General features: G+C 54.3%; 20 protein-coding genes and 3 tRNA genes. 9 read left to right on the plus strand and 14 right to left on the minus strand.

What is annotated here, in order from left to right:
- Position 1: 1 nt before the first annotated feature.
- On the plus strand, positions 2–1096 hold the full coding sequence (trmA, locus tag AB8B76_RS03885) for a tRNA (uridine(54)-C5)-methyltransferase TrmA (RefSeq protein ID WP_405270516.1): 1095 nt from the start codon (positions 2–4) through the stop codon (positions 1094–1096).
- A 9-nt stretch (positions 1097–1105) separates the two neighbouring features.
- Here trmA and AB8B76_RS03890 read toward each other — a convergent pair whose 3' ends face one another.
- The 3 genes from AB8B76_RS03890 to AB8B76_RS03900 all read right to left on the minus strand — a co-directional run bounded on the left by AB8B76_RS03890 (position 1106) and on the right by AB8B76_RS03900 (position 3284).
- On the minus strand, positions 1106–2062 hold the full coding sequence (locus AB8B76_RS03890; protein WP_405270461.1) for a hypothetical protein: 957 nt from the start codon (positions 2060–2062) through the stop codon (positions 1106–1108).
- A 3-nt stretch (positions 2063–2065) separates the two neighbouring features.
- Positions 2066–2683 (minus strand): dUTP diphosphatase, encoded by a 618-nt coding sequence (locus tag AB8B76_RS03895; protein ID WP_405270463.1) that lies wholly within the window; start codon positions 2681–2683, stop codon positions 2066–2068.
- A gap of 136 nt (positions 2684–2819) precedes the next feature.
- Complete coding sequence (locus tag AB8B76_RS03900; protein ID WP_405270465.1) at positions 2820–3284, minus strand: hypothetical protein; 465 nt, start codon at positions 3282–3284, stop codon at positions 2820–2822.
- A 345-nt stretch (positions 3285–3629) separates the two neighbouring features.
- Between AB8B76_RS03900 and AB8B76_RS03905 the strand changes: the two genes are divergently transcribed.
- Positions 3630–3923 (plus strand): hypothetical protein, encoded by a 294-nt coding sequence (locus tag AB8B76_RS03905; RefSeq protein ID WP_405270467.1) that lies wholly within the window; start codon positions 3630–3632, stop codon positions 3921–3923.
- 247 nt (positions 3924–4170) lie between these two features.
- Here AB8B76_RS03905 and AB8B76_RS03910 read toward each other — a convergent pair.
- Positions 4171–4258, minus strand: a tRNA-Leu gene (locus tag AB8B76_RS03910).
- A 120-nt stretch (positions 4259–4378) separates the two neighbouring features.
- Here AB8B76_RS03910 and AB8B76_RS03915 point away from each other — a divergent pair.
- The 4 genes from AB8B76_RS03915 (at position 4379) to AB8B76_RS03930 (ending at position 9798) form a co-directional block, all read left to right on the plus strand.
- Positions 4379–7219: an AsmA family protein gene (locus tag AB8B76_RS03915; protein WP_405270469.1), complete on the plus strand. Its 2841-nt coding sequence runs from the start codon at positions 4379–4381 to the stop codon at positions 7217–7219.
- A gap of 63 nt (positions 7220–7282) precedes the next feature.
- Positions 7283–8632 carry a sodium-dependent transporter gene (locus AB8B76_RS03920; protein WP_405270471.1) on the plus strand — a complete coding sequence of 450 codons (1350 nt, stop codon included), beginning with the start codon at positions 7283–7285 and terminating at the stop codon, positions 8630–8632.
- A 39-nt stretch (positions 8633–8671) separates the two neighbouring features.
- The gene (xrtH, locus tag AB8B76_RS03925) at positions 8672–9166 is read left to right on the plus strand and encodes an exosortase H (protein ID WP_405270473.1); all 495 of its coding nucleotides are present in this window, start codon (positions 8672–8674) and stop codon (positions 9164–9166) included.
- Complete coding sequence (locus AB8B76_RS03930; protein WP_405270475.1) at positions 9163–9798, plus strand: exosortase H-associated membrane protein; 636 nt, start codon at positions 9163–9165, stop codon at positions 9796–9798. Before xrtH ends, AB8B76_RS03930 begins: the two co-directional genes overlap by 4 nt.
- Before the next feature lie 84 nt (positions 9799–9882).
- On the opposite strand, the gene AB8B76_RS03935 is transcribed toward AB8B76_RS03930, so the two are convergent.
- Positions 9883–10902, minus strand: a complete 1020-nt coding sequence (locus AB8B76_RS03935) for a MerR family transcriptional regulator (RefSeq protein ID WP_405270477.1) — start codon at positions 10900–10902, stop codon at positions 9883–9885.
- Positions 10903–11078: 176 nt separating this feature from the next.
- Here AB8B76_RS03935 and AB8B76_RS03940 point away from each other — a divergent pair, with 176 nt between their 5' ends.
- The gene (locus AB8B76_RS03940) at positions 11079–12377 is read left to right on the plus strand and encodes an RNA polymerase sigma factor RpoD/SigA (RefSeq protein WP_405270479.1); all 1299 of its coding nucleotides are present in this window, start codon (positions 11079–11081) and stop codon (positions 12375–12377) included.
- Between the two features lie 36 nt (positions 12378–12413).
- Here the strand turns inward: AB8B76_RS03940 and AB8B76_RS03945 are convergent, their stop codons facing one another.
- Positions 12414–13301: a TIGR01777 family oxidoreductase gene (locus AB8B76_RS03945; RefSeq protein WP_405270481.1), complete on the minus strand. Its 888-nt coding sequence runs from the start codon at positions 13299–13301 to the stop codon at positions 12414–12416.
- Positions 13302–13340: 39 nt separating this feature from the next.
- On the opposite strand from AB8B76_RS03945, the gene AB8B76_RS03950 reads away from it, so the two are divergent.
- Together AB8B76_RS03950 and AB8B76_RS03955 are read left to right on the plus strand one after the other, a co-directional pair.
- Entirely contained in the window at positions 13341–14282 is a 942-nt protein-coding gene (locus AB8B76_RS03950; protein ID WP_405270483.1) for an NAD-dependent protein deacetylase, read from the plus strand.
- Positions 14279–15727: a cryptochrome/photolyase family protein gene (locus AB8B76_RS03955; RefSeq protein WP_405270485.1), complete on the plus strand. Its 1449-nt coding sequence runs from the start codon at positions 14279–14281 to the stop codon at positions 15725–15727. Before AB8B76_RS03950 ends, AB8B76_RS03955 begins: the two co-directional genes overlap by 4 nt.
- Here the strand turns inward: AB8B76_RS03955 and AB8B76_RS03960 are convergent.
- The 8 genes from AB8B76_RS03960 to lpxK form a co-directional block, all read right to left on the minus strand.
- A complete protein-coding gene (locus tag AB8B76_RS03960; RefSeq protein WP_405270487.1) occupies positions 15707–16636 on the minus strand; it encodes an XdhC family protein in 930 nt (309 codons plus the stop codon). The two genes, AB8B76_RS03955 and AB8B76_RS03960, sit on opposite strands and share 21 nt — an antisense overlap.
- A gap of 76 nt (positions 16637–16712) precedes the next feature.
- Positions 16713–16786: transfer RNA gene (locus AB8B76_RS03965), tRNA-Cys, on the minus strand.
- Between the two features lie 7 nt (positions 16787–16793).
- Positions 16794–16868, minus strand: a tRNA-Gly gene (locus AB8B76_RS03970).
- A gap of 80 nt (positions 16869–16948) precedes the next feature.
- Entirely contained in the window at positions 16949–17518 is a 570-nt protein-coding gene (gene pgsA, locus AB8B76_RS03975) for a CDP-diacylglycerol--glycerol-3-phosphate 3-phosphatidyltransferase (RefSeq protein ID WP_405270489.1), read from the minus strand.
- A gap of 46 nt (positions 17519–17564) precedes the next feature.
- Positions 17565–19472 (minus strand): excinuclease ABC subunit UvrC, encoded by a 1908-nt coding sequence (gene uvrC / locus AB8B76_RS03980; RefSeq protein WP_405270491.1) that lies wholly within the window; start codon positions 19470–19472, stop codon positions 17565–17567.
- A complete protein-coding gene (murB, locus tag AB8B76_RS03985) occupies positions 19465–20481 on the minus strand; it encodes a UDP-N-acetylmuramate dehydrogenase (protein WP_405270493.1) in 1017 nt (338 codons plus the stop codon). The genes uvrC and murB overlap by 8 nt, the downstream gene beginning before the upstream one ends.
- The gene (gene kdsB / locus AB8B76_RS03990) at positions 20474–21253 is read right to left on the minus strand and encodes a 3-deoxy-manno-octulosonate cytidylyltransferase (RefSeq protein WP_405270495.1); all 780 of its coding nucleotides are present in this window, start codon (positions 21251–21253) and stop codon (positions 20474–20476) included. Before kdsB ends, murB begins: the two co-directional genes overlap by 8 nt.
- Positions 21250–22266, minus strand: coding sequence for a tetraacyldisaccharide 4'-kinase (gene lpxK / locus AB8B76_RS03995; protein ID WP_405270496.1), 1017 nt, complete (start codon positions 22264–22266; stop codon positions 21250–21252). The genes kdsB and lpxK overlap by 4 nt, the downstream gene beginning before the upstream one ends.
- Positions 22267–22269: the final 3 nt, after the last annotated feature.

A 22269-nucleotide genomic window follows, 5' to 3' on the forward strand; every position in this document is an offset into this window, starting at 1 on the left:
TATGCTGCCCTGGGAAACCAACGCTCAAGAATACGATCAACTCTTCGCACACAAGTGTGAGGACGTTGAAAAACGCATGCTGCCGCTCTCATTGCCGCCTGCCGTGCGCCATCCGTCGACCACAGAATCTTATCGAGTGCGGGCCGAGTTTCGCGTTTGGCACGATGAGGACGAAATTGACTATGTCATGTTCGACCCGGCAAGCCCACGAGCTCCCGTTGCGATCAAAGACTTTGTACCGGCACTGGCTCCTATCAGGGAGCTAATGCCAAGACTCCTAACTTATCTGAAGTCCCGGCCCACCCTGCGGAGAAAGCTCTTTCAGGCGGAGTTCATGGCCACCACGACCAAGGAGCTGCTGGTCACCCTAATTTATCACCGCCCCGTCGATGATCAATGGGAGCTGGAAGCAAGTGAGCTCGCCAAAGAATTTGATATCTCAGTTGTAGGACGGAGCCGTAAGCAAAAGCGCGTAATCGGACAGGATTACGTCAGCGATCAATTTTGCGTCAACGACCGCTGGTATCGCTATCGCCAGTACGAGCAATCGTTTGTACAGCCCAATGCACCGGTTAATCAGAAAATGCTCAATTGGGCCTGGACACATTCGGCGCAGTGCCCGGGGAATTTGCTGGAATTGTATTGCGGCAACGGCAACTTTACGCTTCCCCTTGCCTCGCAGTTTCCCCAAGTCATCGCTACAGAACTCTCCAAGAGCGGTACTCGTGCTGCTTTAGAAAACCTCCACGACAATCACATCGACAATGTTGCAGTAATACGCTTGAGTGCCGAGGAAGTGAGTCAAGCGATGGCTGGAGTTCGAGAGTTTCGACGACTCTCGGCGTTGCCCAAGCCACTGTCTGAGTACGATCTGCGATCGGTGTTTGTCGACCCGCCGAGAGCGGGACTGGACGACGCGACTCTAGAGTGTGTACGCCAGTTTGAAGCCATACTCTACGTATCGTGTAACCCGGCAACCTTAAAACAAAACCTGGAAGCCCTTGCAGATACCCATTCGGTGAAACATTTCGCGCTGTTCGATCAATTCCCTTACACACAGCACATAGAAAGCGCCGTATTACTCCAGCGAATCTAGACAGCCTCTCTAATACAACCCAGCCACGCACTTTGTGAGCAGCTCATCAACGCGATCGATATCGGCGGCGGTGACTTCCTGATAGGCGAGGTCCAACTCCCTGCAAACCTCTCGCGTGCGCAGTCGGCGTGTCAGCGTATTCGTAGGAACGTCCCGCTCCCAACATTCTATGTAGAGTCCCAGTGCAGGCACATAAAAATCCGCAGTCAGTGACTCCTCGACCGGCAGCCTCCTGTTTCGAGCATGGGCAAACTGCGCGGTGTAAAGCCAGTCGCAAACCCTGAGCTGTAACAAGCTATCTACGGTATGCCCATCAAGAGCATGGCGCTGCGTGTCCGGTTCGGCGCCCGACGCAGCATGCGCTTCGTTAGCCTCGGAAAAAAGATCTGGCGCCACATGGTCCAGTTCGGGCGCTTCGGCGGCTTCGATAACCGCGGAGCCAGAACCAGAATCATCAGTGGTAGTGCCATTACCGGCCAGGCGATTCAGCTCTCGATGAATCACTGCGTCGTCTACGATCTCGTGAGGCCAGCTTACTAACAGTAGACCATTGTCTTCATCGCGCTCCTGCCTTCCACCGAAGCGCTCACCGAGAGACGTAAGTTCCAGCCCTCGTCGGGTCAGATTAAGTAGCCCTAACTCAGCGAAATTCCTATTTATTTGGCGCACACCCAGGTGAGGATAGTACCTCTGCATCCCGCCGGGCATAATTCGCTGGTTGCTCTCGATTGCCGTAACCAGCGGATGCTCCATGAGGGTTTCCGGCCAGACGATGTAACGCCCGAATCGCTGACTCTCCTGATAAGCGCCGCCCTGCAGTTCACCTTTCGCCGTGAGCGCCCAACTTTTCCCCTGCCGCTGAATCCATTCATAGTCCCTCAAGGTGACAAACAATTGCTGAATGGGCAGCTTTAGGCGTTTTGCCAGAGCCGAGGTAGAGAGCCGACTGTCGTCGCTCTTACTCACCGCTTATGCAGTCTCTGCATAGCGTTGGGAGAGCGCGCTGTAGAGTTGCTCTTCGGCATCGGACGCGCCCGTGTCGATATCGATAAGAAGTTCCATCAGATGCTCGTTATCTTCTCGGCCTGACCAAAGCTTTCGGTAGCTCCCCTCTTTATAGCCATTATCCTGGCGGAAAAAGTTGAGTACATTTTTACCAAGGTAATGGCGATACAGTCCCGCAAAGTCCAAATCGACGGCGCTCAGTAAAGAGGCGAAAGAGACGACACAAAAACGTTGTTCACCGGCCGCGACAGCCGCTAGTGCCTCTGAGGCCTCGAGAATCCCAAGCTCTTGAGGGGCGTCCGGCCATACTCCCATGATGCTCTGGGCAAGCTGCTCGATTGGTGCATCCCCCTCAAAATAGGCCGACATGCCGAAGTGCCATATATCCACCACCTCGAGCTGAACCTGCTCCATATCCGGCTCCTGATGCTTCCACCACTTGTAACCGTGATGATCCACCAACTCAGCACACTCGACCCAAATAGCCCGGTGCCAGGCAAAATCCTGCGCAACCCACTGAGGGTGAACTCGAGTATTCATGCGATCCTGCATCCGCAACATCGTGGTAAGCGCTTCCTGCATTGACTCTCCTGATTATTCTGTAGCTGCTTCGTGCTGACTCGCTAAAGGCGGTGCTAAACATAGCAAGCTCCGGCGTGTTTGACACCCGAATCATTACACCAAAGGCAGCTGATTGGCAGGACTGCCACTCAGCCTGTCAGCTGCAGTCGCGAGGAAACCATTGATCTGTGCTGAGGCTGTCAAAGGGATCTGCTTCTATCACCTCAAAACACAGCTTCCCTATCTTCAAAAAGGATTGCCAACGACCACCTACGAAGGATCCGGGCGGCCCCTCTTCGACCGGCACCGGCGACGAGTAGGCGCCGGAACGCTCACCATAGACGTTGAGAGTGCTGAGCAGTTGCGGGTCAAAAACTGTCGAGGAACGCGGTGATCGTAAGGGGGCCGTCGCGCTAGGCTCTACCTCAGCTAGAGACAGATCTAAATCGTTGAACGTCGGTCTGCTTAGGGATGATTCGTCAACCGACTCACGGGGCTTCGTAACGACAGCACTATCGACTGCTGGAGACTTCTCTTGCAAGCCCTCGACTTCTTCGGCCATCGCGGCGGTGCTTGTTTTAGGTTTGGGCGGAGCTAACAGTTGGGGTTTGGCGGTCCTCACCAGCACCTCCAACGACCGGGCTTGCTCCGGCTCCCTAGGGGAAAAATTCGAGCTTTCCCAACGGTCAAAGATAAAAAGGGACAGAAGCGCGTGTGCAAGCACCGACAAGATCGCGGCAACAAGCAGCGGCGGACGCCTCCTACTCGGAACCTGTCGGACCTCTGCAAATGAAAAATACGCGGAATTCACCGTAACTCTGACCAACAACGCGCGCTATTTGTTCCGTGGAGTACAACGCTCAAAGTGACCGCTGTATTCATACCAATCGACCGAGGTAACAAACCCTTAGCCATTTCTGTGAACTTGCGTAATACTCATATCAAGCCCGACGCCTGGAACGACTCCATGAAACTACAAGTACTCGTCGTAGTTGCTCTCGCAGTGACAGCGCTACTCTCCGCCTGCTCCTCTACGGGAGGCTCCTCAGCTGGCACTGCAAATGGCACCACCAATGCCGTCGCCCAAGCGAATGAAGACGACCCGCTGATCTGCGAAAACTACATCCCATCGGGGACGCGAATCGCCAGAAAAGTATGTATCCGACAGTCCGAGAAGGATCGCATCCAGGAGCAAGCCCAAACCATTACGCAGGAAAACCAGCGCCGCGCTGTGATCGGAAGCCCCACAGGGAACGATTAGCGATAAACGGCGACTCTAGGTTTTGAGGCGTGCCTTTCCTAACAGCACTTCGTTGACATCGCCACGCGCCTGCCCTGTAACGACGAACAAGTACGCTGATAAGAAGAGAATTCCGCCAAACACCGCTACTGCGCCAAGGGCTAGGCCGGCCGCAGAAAACTGATGACGCCACGAGACCCATAAGCCAGATAAAAACAAATTGTTTTGTTGAAAGACTCTCAACTGCATTAAGCGCTGGGAGATATATTGGTGCCCGAGGCCGGAATCGAACCGGCACGACTGCAATAGTCGGGAGATTTTAAGTCTCCTGTGTCTACCAATTTCACCACCCGGGCAGTGCGGATCGCGAGGCGCAGGATTTTAGCACGCTGACCCTGCATTGATGCCAGTCTGGAGCCTAATATTTTCTACCCAATGCTAGACTGCCTACTTTCCTAGCAGCCTTACATGACCCGATGGCTCTGACTCCCCTACGCATTCTACTGACCTTGACGCTTACCTTGATCGTCACTCTCGCAATGGCTGCGGCAGTTTTTTGGGTATCTCCCGATCTCGCTATCCGTGCCCTTCAAAGCGCTACCGCCAGTTTCACACCCTACAAGCTCAATTTCGGCAACCCCAAACTACAGTGGTCGCCTTTCGAGTTTCAAACAGAGCTTCTTCTACTCAACTACGACGACCCATCGAGACCACCAGTGGTGTCACTACAGGCAGTCGAGTTTGCGATGCCCTTGCAGGAGTTGTTTTCTGGAAACATCAGTGGCGGATACTTTGAGGCGAAAAATGTTACTTACTACCTGGACAACGAAGACAGTAAAGAGCCGATTGATATAGAGGCGCTCCTCGCCCCGCTCTCACGCCTGCCCAACAGGATCGACCTGCAGTCTGTGCATCTCATATCGCGAAACGAGAGCCTCTGGATTTTTCCCCTCTACGATGTGCATGCCGATCGAAATGAGGCTGGCAGCATGGATATTACAGCCGGACTGGATGTTGCCGAACGCAAGGTAGAACTTGCCGCTGAGGCAAACTGGGTAAGCCGTGAAGGTCACCACAGACTCGAGGTCGACTCGGTTTTTACAGGTCTTGAAGAAGATTCACGTCTGCAGGCCACCGGTTATGTTGATGCCATCGATACGGAACTGAGCTACGAACTAGCCGTGAATGGACGGTATGAACGGGTGAGCGACTTTCTTCGTGCTCTGGATGGTGATGCCTATCCCTTCGCAGGCAACCTCACGGTAGAGGGAATACTCGAAGGAGGCCTGAAGGGCTACACGCTGACGCTAGATGAGATTGGCCTTAGCGAAGGAGACGTCTACATGTTCTCTGCCGAAGGCCAGATCACTCAAAATGGAAGCGAGCATGCGTCTTTGGACATCAACGCACAGGGCTCAGCGAAAGAGATAAACGAACTGCTACCTCATTCTGGAGCGTTCTCAGCGCTGTTGCAGCGCAGTGAAATAGAAATCGCCGTTCAAGGGACCCTTGATGAACCGCTTATCCAACGGGCTGCACTCGTACTCTATGGCGTAGGCGATACCCGTATAAGCCTCGTAACTCAAAGCAAGGCACTTCGGCTGAATGAGCTCGATAGCATACTTAACACCGAAACAGCCAGCGCAACCATAGAAGGCACTGTCGGAAACCTGGGGGAACTTCTTCTGGTAGCTGGCGCTGCATCAAAAGATGCCGTCCATGGGGCTAGATTGAACGAAACCAGTGCCTCCTTTCAAGGAAAGGCGCGCGGGAATATGCAAGAACTTCGGATAGATCTTGAAGGTCTCCGGGGTACTCATCCCATCTACGACCTTGAGAGCACGGCGAAGCTCTTATGGCACCAGAACGTTCTCTCAGCACCACAGCTTGATTTACGCATTAGCCATAGCGAGCAAGCCGAGCAAGTTCACGCTCGAGGCGCCGTAGCTGACGTACTTCAAGCTCGAGGAGTTGCTCTCGAGCTGGAACTAGACAATGTCTCCCCCTCTCCACTGTTGGATCTTTTGAGCATAGCGCCCCCTATCGAAATTGGAGCAGTTGATGGGAGTGCGCTCCTCCTGCGTGGGGGCGATACGCTCCGCCTTCGAGAAGTCGAAGCTAGGGTCCAAGCGTTACGAGGCCTCATCATTGAGCTCAGTGGCCAAGGGGCGATCTTTGAAAAAGAAATCACCGCCGACTTGCAATTGAACCTGATCGACACGACCGAGAACGCATGGGCCGCGCTATCGCTACCGATGGGCGCCCCTAAAAAATTCGAAACCACTGTGCGCCTCCGCCCAACCTACCTTACAGCTCTGTCCGATGTGCTTATAGGAGACACCCAAATCCAGAGCGTTGTCACCGGCGACATCGACCGACTCACCCTCGACCGATTGTCAGTAGATTTATACACCCCTAACTTGCACCTCGACGACTTTGCATCCCAAAGCACCGAAGCAGACCCCGCTGCTGTCAAAAGCTCATTGAGTCTTAAGGGCCTCAATGATGTCCTGCCAGAGTTCCCTACCTCAACGACCCTTCGCAGCCGCAAGGTAACCGGCCCTTTGACCCAGCTCGAGGATCTTAGCGTTGCGATAGACACCGGCGCGGGGCGTTTAACCCTCCGGGAATTCGATGCACGCTACGCAGGTGGCGAACTGATTTTAAGGGGCAATATCGATAGCACAATCGATCCACTAGCAGTCAGTCTGGCAGGCCGCGGAATCAGAGTGCCTCTAGGCGCTGTTACCGAGGATCTGGGACTCCAGCAAAACGTCAGTGGTGCCTTTAGCTTTCAGGGCGGCCTGGTAACGAGAGGGGTCGCTCAAAAAGATTGGGAAGGCAATCTCCAGGGGCGTCTATCTACCGCGCTCAGCGATGTCACAGTGAGCGGCGCTGCCTACGACTTGCTAATGAGTAATCTTCTAGCGTGGCTAGTTAAGGGAGCCGGCGAAAAAACCACGACCTTTGACTGCACGATGGCGCAATTCGACATCGCTGAGGGCGTAGCACGAAGTGACAGCATCTACATCGAAACCCCGCGTATGCTAGCCACGGGGAAAGCTTCCATAGACTTACCCAGGAGCAAGATCGACGTTCGCATCGAGCCTCGCTCCAAGTCCCGTGCGATCCAGTTCCCCAGCGCTATCCGGATCGTTGGTGATTTGAAGGACCCGAAAGTCAGTGCCTCGGCCCTGCAAGCCGGTGCTGACTTGTCTGCTCAGGCCTTACTGTTATTGCCAAGTCTGACTCTCAAAATCTTTGGCCTTGACGGCCCCGATGATCAAAACAGACCCTGTGAAACCAAGGCTTCCTGAGCCTCACGGGGGATCGACGACATGCTACACTCGCGGCCTCCAAGCTAGGGATTAAATACAAAAATGGCGCAAGCTCGGGGCGAATTTTCTTCACGTTTTGGTTTTATTATGGCGGCCGCTGGCAGCGCGGTGGGACTAGGAAACATTTGGGGGTTTCCGACCCAAGCGGCCAGCAATGGCGGCGCTGCCTTTCTCATCGTTTATCTAATTCTCGCTTTCGTTCTCGCTTACCCAGCACTCATGGCGGAGTTGGTTCTGGGCAGGCACGCTCACGCCAATGCGGTTACTGCACTTAAGGGTACCAGCGAAAAACCCGTGCTGAGAAACCTCGGTGCCACCGCTGGCATAGTGGGCTTCATTGTTGCGAGTTTAATCTTGAGCTTCTACGCCATCGTCGCCGGTTGGATGATTGCGCACTGCCTTTCTTCCCTTGCATCACTTTTCGGCGCAGATGCGATCGCGCAATGGCTGGTAGGGTTTTCCCTATCGCGTAACGTGGTTTTCATGGCTCTTTTTATGGGACTTACCATATCGATCATTTCAGCCGGCGTACGCAACGGCATTGAGCGATGGTCTAGTCGGCTAATGCCTTTACTCCTACTCACACTGTTCGCCTTGGTCGCCTATGTCCTAACCCTGGATGGAGCTAGCGAAGGCCTTCGCGTCTACCTGATGCCCGACTTTGAAAGCGCCTTATCGCCCCAGTTAATTATCAAAGCTCTGGGCTCCGCTTTTTTCTCATTGTCACTGGGCGTTGGGACAATGCTGATCTACGGCTCTTACATCAGTGACAAAGAGAACTTACCCGTCGCAGGTGGCTTGGTGACCGCGGTGGACATTGGAATTGCAGTACTTGCGGGTTTTCTCGTACTCCCGGCCATGTACGTTGCACTCAATAATGGGGTGGAAATTTTTGCCGAGAACGGCACCCTCCTTTCCGAAGACACTCTGATTTTTACGGTACTCCCCGAGCTCTTCTCAAACATGGGATTGGCTGGAGGTGTTGTATCACTGACGTTTTTCTTTCTTATGAGCATCGCAGCGCTAACCTCGTCCATATCGATGCTAGAAGTACCCGTGGCTTACACCATAGAGAATCACGGCGTAGATCGGCTAAAGGCGGTTTGGGTGATCGGCACGATTATCGCTATCGTGAGCCTGATCATCCTCCTCAACTTTGGCTCCTTGTTCGGTCTCGTGATCGCGTTTACTACACGATACAGCCAACCTCTTCTGGGCTTTGTATTTTGTATATATGTTGGTTGGATATGGCATCGCGATGCGGTGCTCACGGAACTTAAGAAAGGCGCCCCAGAAATAGCCGACGGCTGGTTTTGGAAGATATGGCCCTGGCATCTCCGCTTAGTATGCCCTTCGATAATTCTGCTGATTTTTGTGCAATCCCTGCGCTAAGCAAGGAGCCCTCTATGACATCCGTAGCCAGCTAGTACCGTGCGTAAATTTGTCTTTCTGTTCACCGCTCTGCTCTTAGGGCTATTCACGCTAGAGCTGTTAGAGCCGGTTCAAGCAGCGGTAATCCAGCCTTTTACGGGATGGTTAGCGGACGTAAGTGCAGCGATCATAATCCCCTTTGACGAGCACGTGCGAGCAAGCGGCCGAATAATCAGTCATACGCAAACGGGTTTTGCGGTATCTATTGAAGCCGGTTGTAACGGTGTAGAAGCGGCCATCGTGCTCATTGCTGGCGTTTTAGCGTTTCCTGCGAGCGTAAAACGAAAGCTGGCAGCCATTTCTTTGGGCTTCCTAGCCATTCAGGTAATGAACATTGCGCGCATCATCAGTCTGTTCTACCTGGGGCAATGGAATTTAGACGTATTCACCTGGACGCACCTCTACCTCTGGCCGGTACTTATCATGCTGGACGTACTCGTAGTATTCATGCTGTATCTGCGATACCTATCGCAGAACACTGCCGCAAGCGCATGATTGCCTATCTCGAGCATCGTCCCCTGCTGCGCTTCACGCTGATAGTTTTTGCGCTGCTACCCGCCTGCTTTTTGGTCTGGTACTTTCTCGGAAATTTTATAGCGGCGCCCGCTGTTGTTTTGGTCGAACCCGTCCTGATTGCCTGGCTGGGGGACACCGTGGCAAGCGTCGGGCTCCAAGGCACCGACTTGCTGATCATGTCCAACTACGGCGAAGACGGTGGCCGCATCATGGCAGCCGAGCAAGCCGGCAATCAGCTTGGTTATACGATTAATACACGGACACTTTCTTACTCAATACCCTTCTTCACCGCGCTGCATCTAGCCACGCCTATGCGTGCGAGCTGGGAGAAGTTCGCCTGGTGCCTTTTAGGCTTGTGGATACTGCTTGCACTGGGCCTTATCAGCACCGCACTGAAAGACCTCATGCTGGGATTGGGCGCAGCGTTCATGGAGAGCGAGGCGGTACCGCCCACGGACATCATCGCCCTGGCCTACCAGTTCTCAACGCTGATGGTTCCACCCCTCGCACCCGTCCTGCTGTGGGCCTATACCGCTAAGGACTCCCCAACCTTTATCGGCTTACTGCCCGAGGCGATAAGACCTTCCCTCACCAGTGAGGACAATGACTGATCGCGAAGGAGCCAAGGCTTACCCTCGCATCTGCTGTAATTGGCGCAACTGGTTGTGCAACCACGACAGGGTAAACGATTAGAATCAGCTGGCATTGCGCAGCTCTCCTGAAGCAAGAGACTGTCGATTGAGTTCGGCTTGAAACTCGGCACCGCGTTCCTCCAGTACAGCTTGCAAGGCTTTTTCCATAAGATGCCTTGCTTGGCCCGTGTATGCGTAGATGCATGAGTGCACGGCGGCATCGTGCCAGTTATCTATCGAACAGGACGCTGAATACTCTTCGAAGTTGGCAAGCGCCGTAATCAAGTCAGAGATATGCTTCGGACACTCGCAATCAAGGGTACTTTTGAGATTCGCCGCTGCGGCTAATTCCGCCGACTGAAACTGCCGCGCTTTACCGGGCATCAATTCGCCGAGGTTTGTCTCACCGGTGTGTATCGATGACTCCGCAACACCACGAGCGATCTCAAAAGCCAGCTTTCCGGAATCTGGCGGAAACTCCATAACGGCTATATCGGACTTGTCGAGTTCCTCGAGCCAATGCTCATTACCGAAGCGGTAGGCAACGATAATCCTCGACGCCACTCCGGCACGCTGAAAACTTTGGAGCTTCGCGACCTGAGCACTGCCCAAAGAGCCACACTCCACAACCAGAACGTCGTTTTCTTCTATGGCATCGAACGCGTCTTCATTGATGTCGGCGAGCTCGGTCCTGGCAAGGTGAGCGTTGACGTTGCTTACACAGCCCTGATGCTTATCCAACCAATCACACAGGGCCACTCCGAGAAAAACCGCCCGGGGCTTTACCGCTGCATCCGCACCGCGCCCACGAACACCGCGCTGCTTGAGAAGCATCTCCAGGGTTTTACGCTCGGACTTCGCTATCTCACCGATACGTGCCCCGTCATTAACCAAAGACGCTACAAGCTGTAGGTGCTCCAGATCTGACTGAGTGTACTGCCTGCGACCCGTAGCCGACTTGTGACTGGCCCCTAGACCATAGCGCCGCTCCCAGACCCTGAGGGTGTCTGGCTTCAGCCCGGTTAAGCGGGCTACGGTACCAATGCCGTAAAGCGGACGAGGTTCAAATATCGCTGCGTTCATGGTGAGCTCTCATATGGTGTCGTGGTAGTTACGCGACAAAAGATGTACTAGATCTACCCATACCTCCTGGTTGTTCATGTTTTGTCGAAAACATACCCGGACAATTCGCATTTAGCGGTATCCAATTCACGACAAACCCTCGTATACCTAGACATCAAGTTATCGAGGCAGACGAGTTGGAATCGCTAGCAGTAGAAACCGAAGACCGTGATCTGGAGCGCCTGTTCGCGGAGGCACGCCGCTATCCACTTCTTACCAGTCAGCAGGAGCAGTCCATAGATGGTTCTAAATGGTTAGCCGTCCGAGAACTCAGAAAGCTTCTCACGCGAGATGACGTAGCACTTCATTACCTTCGGGCGTGGAGTAGCAACACAGCGCTGACCCCTCTGGACATTGCATACTTCACGAACCGGGAGCACCACTTCATTCTGCGTAGGGAGCTGTCGAGCTACATGGCAGATGGCAAGCAGGCCGATCGTATGGAGGCTCTCCATACTGCGTTACAGAAAAAAAGGACTCCACGCACCCTTGACCAGCGCATGGGCGACCTGGAACTTCCGGCAAGCCTCGCGGTGGGGCTCGCCGTTGTTGTGCTCAGGCTCGATGGTGTGAAACTTCAGGACAGCGTTGCTGATGCGCTACAACAATGGGCAACGTATTGGACCCACACGGAAAAGCGCCCAAAACAGCGGTTAGACGCCTCAGTGCGTGAGCAGATGATCGCTCATCTGGAGAGTTACTCTGACGCTCGAGACACACTGACTATGCACAACCTCAGACTGGTGTACTCAATCGCCGGACGCTATCGCGGCAAGGGCGTCAACTATCTTGATTTGATTCAGGAAGGGACCCTCGGTCTGATCCGCGCCGCTGAGAAATACGATCATAGTAAGGGCTTTCGCTTTAGCACCTACTGCTTTAACTGGATAACACAGGCAATTCGAAGACACGTCGGAGATACCGGCGGGCTCATTCGCTACCCTACCCATGTCCAAGAGCAGGTAAACAAGCTTTACCGTTTGCGTGTCACCGAGAAGCAGCGCACCGGCGAAGAGCCCGGCGACGCGGCCCTTGCTGAAGCGGCAGGCTTGAGTCTCGAGAAAACCCGTGACCTGTTGCAGCTGCGTAATCTCGGGGTATCCCTGGACGCTCCGCAGTACGACGACGACGAGGGCACGCTACTGGATACCATGAGCGGTGGACCCTTTGGAGCATCAGAGTCGGAAGCCGAAACTGAGTCCCTGCACGACCGGCTGCTACTGGAAATGGAAAGCCTGGATAAAGCTGAGCGTGAGGTTGTCATAGCCCGCTGGGGTTTACACGACGGCCCGCCATTGTCGCGAGCAGAAATTGCAGATCGCATGTCTGTGAGCAGAGAGTGGGTACGGCAACTAGAGCGAGCAGCCTTGACTAAACTGAGCGCTAACGAGCGTATCCGCGCAGCATTTTCGGATTACATCGACGCCGCTGACTGAGCTACCGGCACCTGCAAAAACAGGTGTCGATTGTAGTTAGCGCTCGCCTTCGATTTGCAGGAGAGCGTCATCAATACTCGGACAGGAGAAGGAAAAACCCACAGACATTAGCGCAGCAGGTAATACTCGCTGTCCTGTAAGCAGCAGCTCATCGGCCATTTCACCCACCATCGCTCGCATTACGAAACCGGGCATCGGGATAGCGACGAGGGTGCGATGCACTTTGCGCATTGCAAAACAGAATCCACGGCTGCTTACCGGCTCAGGCGCTGTGACATTGACCGGACCGTCAAGCTGGTCGTTTTCCAGCGCAAAGCAAAAAGCGCTCACCACATCGTCTCGATGGACCCAACTCAACCACTGCTTACCGTCACCAAGCCAGTTTGCTACCCCCATTTTGAAGGGCTGTGCCATTTGAGCGTAGGCCCCGCCACCCTCGTCCAGTACAACCCCCAAACGCAGAAGACAGACTCGAGCATCCCCCGCAGCCTCGACGGCGGATGCCTCCCAATCGCGGCAGAGTTTCGCGGAGAAGCCGTGGCCTGAACTTGAATCTTCGCTTAACTCTTCGTCTTCCCTCGGGCCGTAGTAGCCAATAGCGCTGGCATTCAACCAAATTGATGGTCGTTGCTCTGCAGCGGAAAAGTACTCCCCCAGTGAGCGGGTCAACGCAACTCGGCTGGAAATAATCTCGTCTTTGTACGCCGTGTTCCACCGCTTGCCTGCCAGCGATGCGCCCGCGAGATTAATGACAACATCAATTGACTCTGTGATCTCCTCAAGCTGTTGAATGTAGGTTACGCCCGCAATAGTTGAGGGCGAAGCTTGGCGGCTGAGAACGGTGACGGAATGTCCTTTGTCGAGAAGCGCCGGAATCAGTGCTTCACCTATAAATCCTGTCCCGCCGGTAACCAGAATTCTCATTTAGCGATCTCCAAAAAATACATGATAGGTACTTGCGCCATGCGAATTCAGATCAAAAACCGGACAGTCAATCCACGGGAGCAAGCCACAACGTATGATGTAGTCATGGACATCACTGCCACAAACCTTGCCCAGGATTTCATTGCCGAGCTCACTGAAGCAACCCCAGCGCTCGTTGTTACCGGTGCCGGGATCAGTGTCTCCACAGGAATCCCTACGTATCGCGATGAAACTGGGAAGTGGCTGCGCAGCGACCCTATCACTCATCAGCAGTTCATGGGAGATTTTAGGCAACAGCAGAGGTATTGGGGTAGATCCCTATTGGGATGGCCCGCGGTACGTGATGCTAAACCTGCAGCGGGCCATCGCTTGCTTGCCCAGTTAGAGCACAAGAGCTTCCTCTCTCATATCGTCACCCAGAATGTGGACAGACTGCACCAGCGCGCGGGGAGCACTAGGGTCACAGATCTCCACGGCCGCCTTGATCGCGTCGTTTGTCTGAGCTGCAAAACATTTTTCAGTAGAGACCTTCTCCAGAAAGATTTGGAACGCCTCAATCCCGGAATAAACCACTCTACTGTCGCGGCACGGCCCGACGGCGATGCCGATATGCCAGATCAAACCGTAGAAAGCATCAAAGTGCCCAAATGCCGGGAGTGTGAAGGCACTCTGATGCCCGACGTGGTTTTTTTCGGAGGCAGCATTCCTTCCGAGCGAGTGGCCGAGAGCAAACTGGCGCTTGGGCGCTCTAACAGTCTACTGGTTATAGGCAGTTCACTGCAGGTTTACTCAGGTTATCGTTTCTGCAAGTGGGCTGCCGCGGCAAACAAACCGATATTTTTAATAAACCCCGGTAAGACAAGAGCAGACGATATGGCGAAGAAGTGGCAGGTTGACGCAGACACCGGCCTTGAGACCCTACTCGCGGCGATACGAAAAAAGAGCACCAAACAAACGCATACAGGAAACACGGCGGCATGACGGATACGATCATTCTTTGGTTCAGGCAAGATCTTCGGCTCAACGATCACCCTGCCCTGGAGGCAGCGGCTCGCGAAGGTACTCGTGTGCTGCCGCTGTACATTCTTGACGACGAGACACCGAATGAATGGCGGATGGGTGGTGCTAGTCGCTGGTGGCTACATCACAGCTTAAGTGCGCTAGGCAAAGATTTAGCGACCGCAGGAGGCCAGTTGATACTACGTCGGGGTGAGCCGTCCACCATCCTTCAAGAGGTCTGTGAAGCATCGGGTGCCAAAGCAGTTTACTGCAGCCGTCGCTATGAACCCTGGGCAAGTGCGCAGGAGAAGATGCTCCACCAGACGCTCGACCGCCAAGACATAGTCTTCAAACGCTTTGGTGGGACCCTCCTCCATGAGCCCGGTCAGGTGATGACCCAAGGTGGAGGTCCATTCAAAGTATTCACGCCGTTTTGGCGCGCATGCCAGCGGATAGAGATGGCACCCCCGGTAACATCAGCAGCAAAACATTGGGCGGATCCGGTCCAGAGCGATGATTTGGATGATTGGACATTACTCCCCACAGCGCCGAACTGGGCAGAGTCGTGGAATGATTATTGGCACCCTGGCGAGAATGGCGCCCAAGGGCGTCTTCACGAGTTCCTCGATGACGTAGTCGCTCGCTACGCTGAGGAGCGGGACTTCCCCGCTGTGGAGGCTACTTCGCGTCTGTCTCCGCATTTACACCACGGGGAAATTTCCCCTCGACAAATTTGGGCTATGTGCGAGCAAAAAAAGCTGGAGAGCCCCCATAGCGAGACCGCGGTCAAAAAGTTTCAAGCTGAAATAGGCTGGCGCGAGTTTTCCTATCATCTACTGCACTTCTTTCCCGGCATACCCGAATCCTCCTTCAAAGAGAATTTCACCGAGTTCCCCTGGCAAGCGAATGAGGAACGTCTACGCTGTTGGCAAGAGGGGAACACCGGCTACCCTATTGTCGACGCGGGTATGCGAGAACTCTGGGCGACAGGCACTATGCACAACCGCGTGCGCATGGTCGTGGCATCTTTTCTATGTAAACACTTATTGCAGCACTGGCGTTCAGGTGAAGACTGGTTCTGGGACACCCTGGTCGATGCGGACTTAGCCAGTAACGGATGTAGCTGGCAATGGGTTGCAGGCAGCGGCGCAGATGCCGCGCCCTACTTCCGAATATTCAATCCAGTGACTCAAGGTGAGAAGTTCGATAAGAAGGGAGAGTATGTTCGCCGCTGGGTACCAGAGGTCGCGAAACTGCCAAACAAATATCTGCACAAGCCTTGGGAAGCTCCGGCAACGGTCCTTGAAGAGGCTGGGCTAGAGCTAGGCCAGACTTACCCCGAGCCCATAGTGGATCATCGCGAAGCCCGTCAGGCAGCGCTGGACGCCTATGAGCATATAAGGCTTTCAAACACCGCGTCGGCGTAAGCGAACCAGCTCCGCAATAATGGATACTGCGATCTCGGGCGGCGTTTTGCTGCCGATATCCAGGCCCACAGGCGCATGTAGTCTGTCGATAGCTTCCGTCGCGACTCCCAGGGTCATCAATCGCTCCTTACGCTGCGCCGTTGTTCGCATTGAGCCCAGTGCACCGACGTACCAGGCCTTTGATTCCAATGCCTCCATGAGCGCCATATCGTCTATGCGGGGGTCGTGAGTTAACGTTATGACCACGGATTGAGGGTCATCAGCATGTGCCCGAACGGCATCATCGGGCATCGCTGGCAGGAGACTTACCGGAGGCCCACGCCAGTCGGCTCGGGCTTCCTCTCGGGGATCGCAAACCAGCACATCGTAATCCAGACCCAAAGCTAGTTCAGCGACACTGGCGGCCAGTTGCCCCGCCCCTACAAGCAACATTCGCTGTCGCGGGCCAAAACTCTGGAGCAGTGTTTCGTCGCTAAAGGCCAGCTCGCAAAATCTTTCAGCGACACTGACAGTGGTGTAACCCTGCTGTCGATTAACTGATCGCGTGACAACCTGCCGAGTCTCGATGGTGTCTTTCACTGACTGCAGCCAATGAAGGTCTCTCGACGCAATCAAACACTGAAGGAACACGGTAAGGTGCCCACCACAGGGCAAACCCAAGCGAGCATTTTCTTCAGCTGAAACACCATATTCGAGGACGTGGGGTACATCAGTAGCGAATTCGCCGCGGACAATACTTGCCTGGAGCTCGTCTTCGACGCAGCCGCCCGAGAGGGAGCCGACCTGAGACGTGGGCGGAAGAAAAAGGGCTAAGGAGCCTGCGGGCCTTGGTGACGAGCCATGCACAGCGACAACAGTCGCCAGCCAGCAATCTTGCCCTCGGCTCACTGCGTTTAACGCTTCACTCAAAACTGCGTAGTCTTGCGTCTGCACTTCGCTAAATCACATCGCCAGGGGACATAGCAATGTCGCGTGACTGTAAAAATGGAGGCTCGGGTCGGAATCGAACCGGCGTTGACGGATTTGCAATCCGCTGCATAACCACTCTGCCACCGAGCCTAAAATCTGGAGCGGGAAACCGGTTTGAACCGGCGACCTCAACCTTGGCAAGGTTGCGCTCTACCAACTGAGCTATTCCCGCTAAGATTCCCGCAGCTCCTGCGGGACGCGTATTGTAGGGTTTGATCAAAGCTAGTCAAGCAGTAAGCGCGGCTGAGTCACTCACTCAGCAGATTCTTCGGCTAACACATGCTGTGCCGCACGGAGGTACTGCCACATGGACCAAATCGTCAATGCCGCGGCAATGTACAAAAGCAGTACGCCTAGAGCGAGTATCTCGCTGCCGTCCCTCTGTGCATCCACAGCGAGCAAGACCACAATAGACACCATCTGGAATCCGGTTTTCACCTTCCCGATCATCGATACCGCCACCGACGTCCGTTTACCCAGCTCAGCCATCCACTCTCTAAGAGCTGACACGACGATCTCCCGGCCAATTATCACGCAAGCGGCCAGGGTGAACAGCAAGTCGTTGTGCCGCTCTACCAACAGTACAAGAGCGACCGCGACCATTAGCTTGTCAGCTACGGGATCAAGGAAAGCACCAAAGGGGGTCATCTGCCCCAAACGCCGAGCCAGGTACCCATCAAACCAATCTGTGATCGCCGCAACCGCAAAAATCGCCGCTGCGGCCAAAAGATGCCCCTCAAAAGGCATGTAAAACACGCCGACCATTACCGGAATCAGCATGATTCTGAGCAATGTTAAGGAATTGGGTATGTTTAGAGACATAGTTTTAGGGACATATGTTTAAAGACAACGACTCATTCTCAAGAAACTAGTCGGCAACACCGTGTAGGTGATCGTAAATGGTTTGCGCCATGTTAGCACTGATGCCCGAGATCTTTCGAAGCTCTTCGACACTTGCATTCTCCACAGCAGCTGCACTCCCAAAGTGGCGCAAAAGCTCTCTTCTCCGCTTGGCGCCAACCCCCGCGATGGACTCCAAAGAGCTTTGCTTACGCTGCTTGTCTCTACGATTGCGGTGTCCCGTAATCGCAAACCGGTGAGCCTCATCTCGTATCTGCTGTATTAGATGAAGAGCGGGGTTATCAGACGCCAATTGCAGCTCCCGCCCACTGTCTCCAAGGATGAGGGTCTCGAAACCAGCCTTGCGTGTGGTGCCTTTGGCCACGCCTACAACTTCTACAGCTGATACTTGGAGCTCCTTGAGTACGTCCAACGCCTGAGTCACCTGCCCTTTGCCGCCATCAATAAGCAAAATATCCGGGAGCGTCGCTCCCTCATCTCTTAATCTTCGAAAACGCCGTGTTAGAGCCTGATGCATTGCGGCGTAATCGTCCCCGCCCTCAATCCCATCAATATTGAATCGCCGATAATCAGACTTCCGTGCACCATTCCCATCGAACACAACGCAGGATGCAACGGTAGCCTCTCCACTGCTGTGACTAATATCGAAGCACTCGATACGTTGAGGATGCACTTCCATCTCCAGAGTTTCCTGCAGCATTTGCAGTCGTTCCTGAACGGTTTGCTTTCCCGTGAGATGGGCAATGAGGTTGGTCTCTGCTGTTTGCGCAGCCAACTGTAGCCAGCGCGCCCTGGCTTCTCGAACCCGCTCCCGCATTACAACCTTCCGTCCTGCCCGATCACTAAAAACTTCCGCAAGAGTAGCCGCGTTATCGGGCACGTGGCTGAGGATCAACTCCGGCGGCACGCGCTGTTCACCATTGAGGTAAAACTGCGGTAAAAAGGCCTCCAGAACCTCAGCTTCGGTACTCTCCAATCGTAGTTTTGGATAGAAAGATTTACTGCCTAAAACCCTGGCGTCACGTACAAAGAGCACTTGCAGGCAGCACTGTCCTCCCTCCATCGCCGCCGCAACGACGTCGAGATCACCGCGCCCGCCCTCTATGCCCTGGGTATTCTGGACTTGCTGCAAATGTTGGATCTGATCCCGCAGAGTCGCAGCCTTTTCATAGGCCAATTCCGCAGCCGCTTGCTCCATGTCATCGGCAAGGCGAACCTGCAACTCCCGTGACTTCCCCAAAAGAAAAAGCTCGGTTTTCTCAACCTGCTCTGAATACTCCTCGGGCGAAACCAGGTCAACGCAAGGCGCTGTGCATCGATCAATCTGATGTTGCAAACAGGGCCTTGAACGATTGCGGAAATAGCTATCCTCGCACTGCCGCACTTTAAAAACCTTCTGCAAAAAGTGCATAGACTGGCGCACTGCACCGGCGCTCGGATACGGCCCAAAATACCGACCCTTTTTGCGCTTTCGACCTCGATGCACCGTCAAACGAGGAAACTCGTCCTCACTGGAAAGAAAGATATAAGGATAGGATTTATCGTCCCTGAGCAGAATATTGTAAGGCGGCTTATGGGTCTTTATGAGGTTATGTTCCAGAAGCAGCGCATCAGCTTCTGTGGACGTCACCGTGACCTGAATATCACGAATACGCATAACCAATGCCACGGTCTTTGCGTTGAGGCCGCTATTCCTGAAATAACTGCTGACCCGATTCTTAAGATTGCGGGCTTTACCGACATACAGCAACTCTCCCGCAGCGTCGTACATCTGATACACGCCACAGCGGGACGTCAGGGTTTTAAGAAACGCTTCGGAGTCGAAGTCGCCCTTCTCAGGCCGAGCATCGGAAACCAATTTCGATTTTGCTTCAGTGATAGCTTTTGGTTCAGTCATGGATTTTGGTTCAGTCATAGAAGCGTGGCTCTGGTTCGAGCATCACCGTAAAGCGTCCTTTCACAACCCCCTGCACATGTTTGGCCAGCTCCCGAACATCGGCCTGATAAGCCTTGCCATTTGTGACTAACACCAGGGCATGCTGCTCAGAGATCGACGCCGGTCCCTTAGAAAAGCCGGGCAGCCCTGCTCTTTCTATCAACCAAGCGGCGGATACTTTGAACTGCTCGCCGGCAACTGGATAGACGGGAACCTCTGGCTCGATAAACTGAAGCTTTTCCAATTGCTTACGGGACAAGATCGGATTTTTAAAAAAGCTGCCGGCGTTGGGAATCTCATCCGGATTCGGCAAACGCTCTCTGCGCAGTGCTACCACCGCCTCAAAAACGGCAGTCGGCGAGTTCTCTCCGTCAGCTAGACTTGAGCGAAGAGCGGGATACTCGACGTTCACCACCGGGACTTTGCTAAGGCAAAAGTCGACGTGGCTGATCAAGAATTTATCTCGAAGGTCGTGCTTGAACACGCTGTCGCGATAAGCAAATTCGCACTCTTCAGAGCTCAGGCTTCGCGGCTCACCGCTATGCAGACTCACGCCATGCACTGCCACCACGAACTCGTTGAGCTCACGGCCGTAGGCCCCGATGTTTTGTACAGGAGCCGCGCCCACGAGACCCGGTATGAGCGCGAGATTCTCGAGCCCATAGAAACCATTTTGGAGGGTCTCACTAACAAGAGAGTGCCAGCCTTTCCCCGCTCCAACACGCAGCGTAACGCTGTCCGCGGTCTCGCTGAGCACAGAGACAGAGTCATCACGGACCGTGATAACCCCAGCCGCTAGCTCCGGAGGAAGAACTACGTTGCTACCAGCACCCAGTGGGCATAAAGGCAGGCCTGACGCCTGACTCCAGTCAATAGCCGGGCGCACATCTTCCACCCCCGAGACTTCAAAAAGTCTGTGCGCCACACAGCGTAAAGCGAGGGTATTCGCAATCCTGGATGACAAGTCCTGATCCTGCAAATTACCCACTCGTCTTCGTAGATTCCTGCAGCCGCACAAAGTGCTCCCGAACCCTACCGAGATCTTCCGGTGTATCTATTCCACCCGGGACTGGTGCGCAGGCGACCTCCACGTGGATCTCCTCGCCGTGGTAAAGAGCCCGAAGCTGTTCTAAAGACTCCTTTTTCTCCATAGGGGTCGGGTCCCACTGCGTATAACGTTTCAAAAAGCCTGCCCTGTAGCCATACAGACCGATATGCCTGAACCACTCACCCTCAGGCATTACGCCGGACTCCCACTGATAGTCTCTCGGCCAGGGAATTGTTGCACGGCTGAAGTACAGTCCTCGGCCATTTGCATCAAAGACAACTTTGACGGCGTTGGGATCGCAAAGCACATCGACATCGGTGATAGCTTCGCAAAGCGTTGCAATGCTCGCTGATGCGTTCTTGGCTAGATTCGACGCAACCTGATCGATGGTCGCAGAGGGAATCAAGGGCTCATCGCCCTGCACATTCACCACTATCTGATCATCGCTAAGGGACAGCTGGCCGGCGACTTCTGCCAATCGATCAGTGCCGCTGGCATGATCTGTACGCGTCATTAAACACTGTGCTCCAAAGGCTGAACACGCATCCTGGATCCGCTCATCATCGGTTGCGACAACCACCTGGCTGGCCGCAGAGGTTCTGGCACGCTCCCACACGTGCTGGACCATTGTCTTTCCGGCAATGTCTGAAAGCGGCTTACCGGGCAAACGGGTGGACGCATAACGGGCCGGTATCACTACGACAAAACTCATTTCCGATCCTCGCCTATCTGCCCTGTGCTCTTTGCAGCCAACCCTGAACGATCCACCAACTGATCAACAAAACCCTCAGGAAACTCAATCTCCATATCCAAAATCCAGGCATCCACCTCAAGCTCCTCGGGACACTTCACCGCATCCTTTGCCGTCATAACAATGGGCAAATCGCTTAATGCGTCAAAGTCGCCAACCTGGTACTCCCGGTGATCAACAAAACGGTGCTCTACCGGCGTAAGCCCGAGGTTTCGCAGGCTATTAAAAAATCTTTGGGGCTGCGCTATCGCGGCGACTGCATGCACATCCGGACCAAAGCCCGGAGCACTAGTGCTCCGGGTTTCCCCATCAGAAAGACGCCTGAACTGTAAGGCCTTATACGCGGTCCCCGAGTGCGGATCCTCGCCCCCTCGCAGCAAAAAGAAATCCACGGTCGCAAGACGACGCCTGGGCTCCCGAAGGGGCCCCACGGGTAGCAGGTGACCATTACCAAAACCCGTTTTCGCATCACTGGTAACTACTTCAACATCACGATCCAATGCGTAATGCTGAAGACCATCGTCTGAAACAATGACATCTACACCCTGTTTGGCTGCATGCTTAGCTGCTGCAAAGCGATCCTTGGCCACGACTACCCTTGCAGGCGTGCTTTGCGCGATCAGTAAGGCCTCGTCCCCAACCTCACGATAATCACTGTCGGCGCTAACAGGAATCACCCCTCTTCCCGACCCGCCATAACCCCTACTGACCACTGCAACACGTAGACCTCTATCTGCCAATGCCCGGACAATCCCGATAACCACGGGAGTCTTCCCCGTGCCTCCAACAGAGATGTTACCCACAACAACGACGGGTACCCCAGGGTGCCCGCTTGCAAACCACCCCTTGCGATAAGCCGATCGGCGCAGGGCTGTGAGACCGGCAAAGAGCCATTCGAGCGGTAACAGGAGGAGCAGTAGTTTGGGGGGCTGAAACCAAGCGCGCTCTATTGCCAGTGCAAATCGATCAAACATCAG

Source organism: Congregibacter sp., assembly GCF_045107095.1.
Taxonomy (GTDB): domain Bacteria; phylum Pseudomonadota; class Gammaproteobacteria; order Pseudomonadales; family Halieaceae; genus Congregibacter.

Excerpts from the sequence above, each read along its gene's own strand:
- trmA (WP_405270516.1), top strand. The coding sequence starts at position 2 with ATGCTGCCCTGGGAAACCAACGCTCAAGAATACGATCAACTCTTCGCA.
- AB8B76_RS03895 (WP_405270463.1), bottom strand. The coding sequence starts at position 2,683 with ATGCAGGAAGCGCTTACCACGATGTTGCGGATGCAGGATCGCATGAAT.
- AB8B76_RS03905 (WP_405270467.1), top strand. The coding sequence starts at position 3,630 with ATGAAACTACAAGTACTCGTCGTAGTTGCTCTCGCAGTGACAGCGCTA.
- AB8B76_RS03915 (WP_405270469.1), top strand. The coding sequence starts at position 4,379 with ATGGCTCTGACTCCCCTACGCATTCTACTGACCTTGACGCTTACCTTG.
- AB8B76_RS03920 (WP_405270471.1), top strand. The coding sequence starts at position 7,283 with ATGGCGCAAGCTCGGGGCGAATTTTCTTCACGTTTTGGTTTTATTATG.
- AB8B76_RS03930 (WP_405270475.1), top strand. The coding sequence starts at position 9,163 with ATGATTGCCTATCTCGAGCATCGTCCCCTGCTGCGCTTCACGCTGATA.
- AB8B76_RS03935 (WP_405270477.1), bottom strand. The coding sequence starts at position 10,902 with ATGAACGCAGCGATATTTGAACCTCGTCCGCTTTACGGCATTGGTACC.
- AB8B76_RS03945 (WP_405270481.1), bottom strand. The coding sequence starts at position 13,301 with ATGAGAATTCTGGTTACCGGCGGGACAGGATTTATAGGTGAAGCACTG.
- AB8B76_RS03950 (WP_405270483.1), top strand. The coding sequence starts at position 13,341 with ATGCGAATTCAGATCAAAAACCGGACAGTCAATCCACGGGAGCAAGCC.
- AB8B76_RS03955 (WP_405270485.1), top strand. The coding sequence starts at position 14,279 with ATGACGGATACGATCATTCTTTGGTTCAGGCAAGATCTTCGGCTCAAC.
- pgsA (WP_405270489.1), bottom strand. The coding sequence starts at position 17,518 with ATGTCTCTAAACATACCCAATTCCTTAACATTGCTCAGAATCATGCTG.
- uvrC (WP_405270491.1), bottom strand. The coding sequence starts at position 19,472 with ATGACTGAACCAAAATCCATGACTGAACCAAAAGCTATCACTGAAGCA.
- kdsB (WP_405270495.1), bottom strand. The coding sequence starts at position 21,253 with ATGAGTTTTGTCGTAGTGATACCGGCCCGTTATGCGTCCACCCGTTTG.
- lpxK (WP_405270496.1), bottom strand. The coding sequence starts at position 22,266 with ATGTTTGATCGATTTGCACTGGCAATAGAGCGCGCTTGGTTTCAGCCC.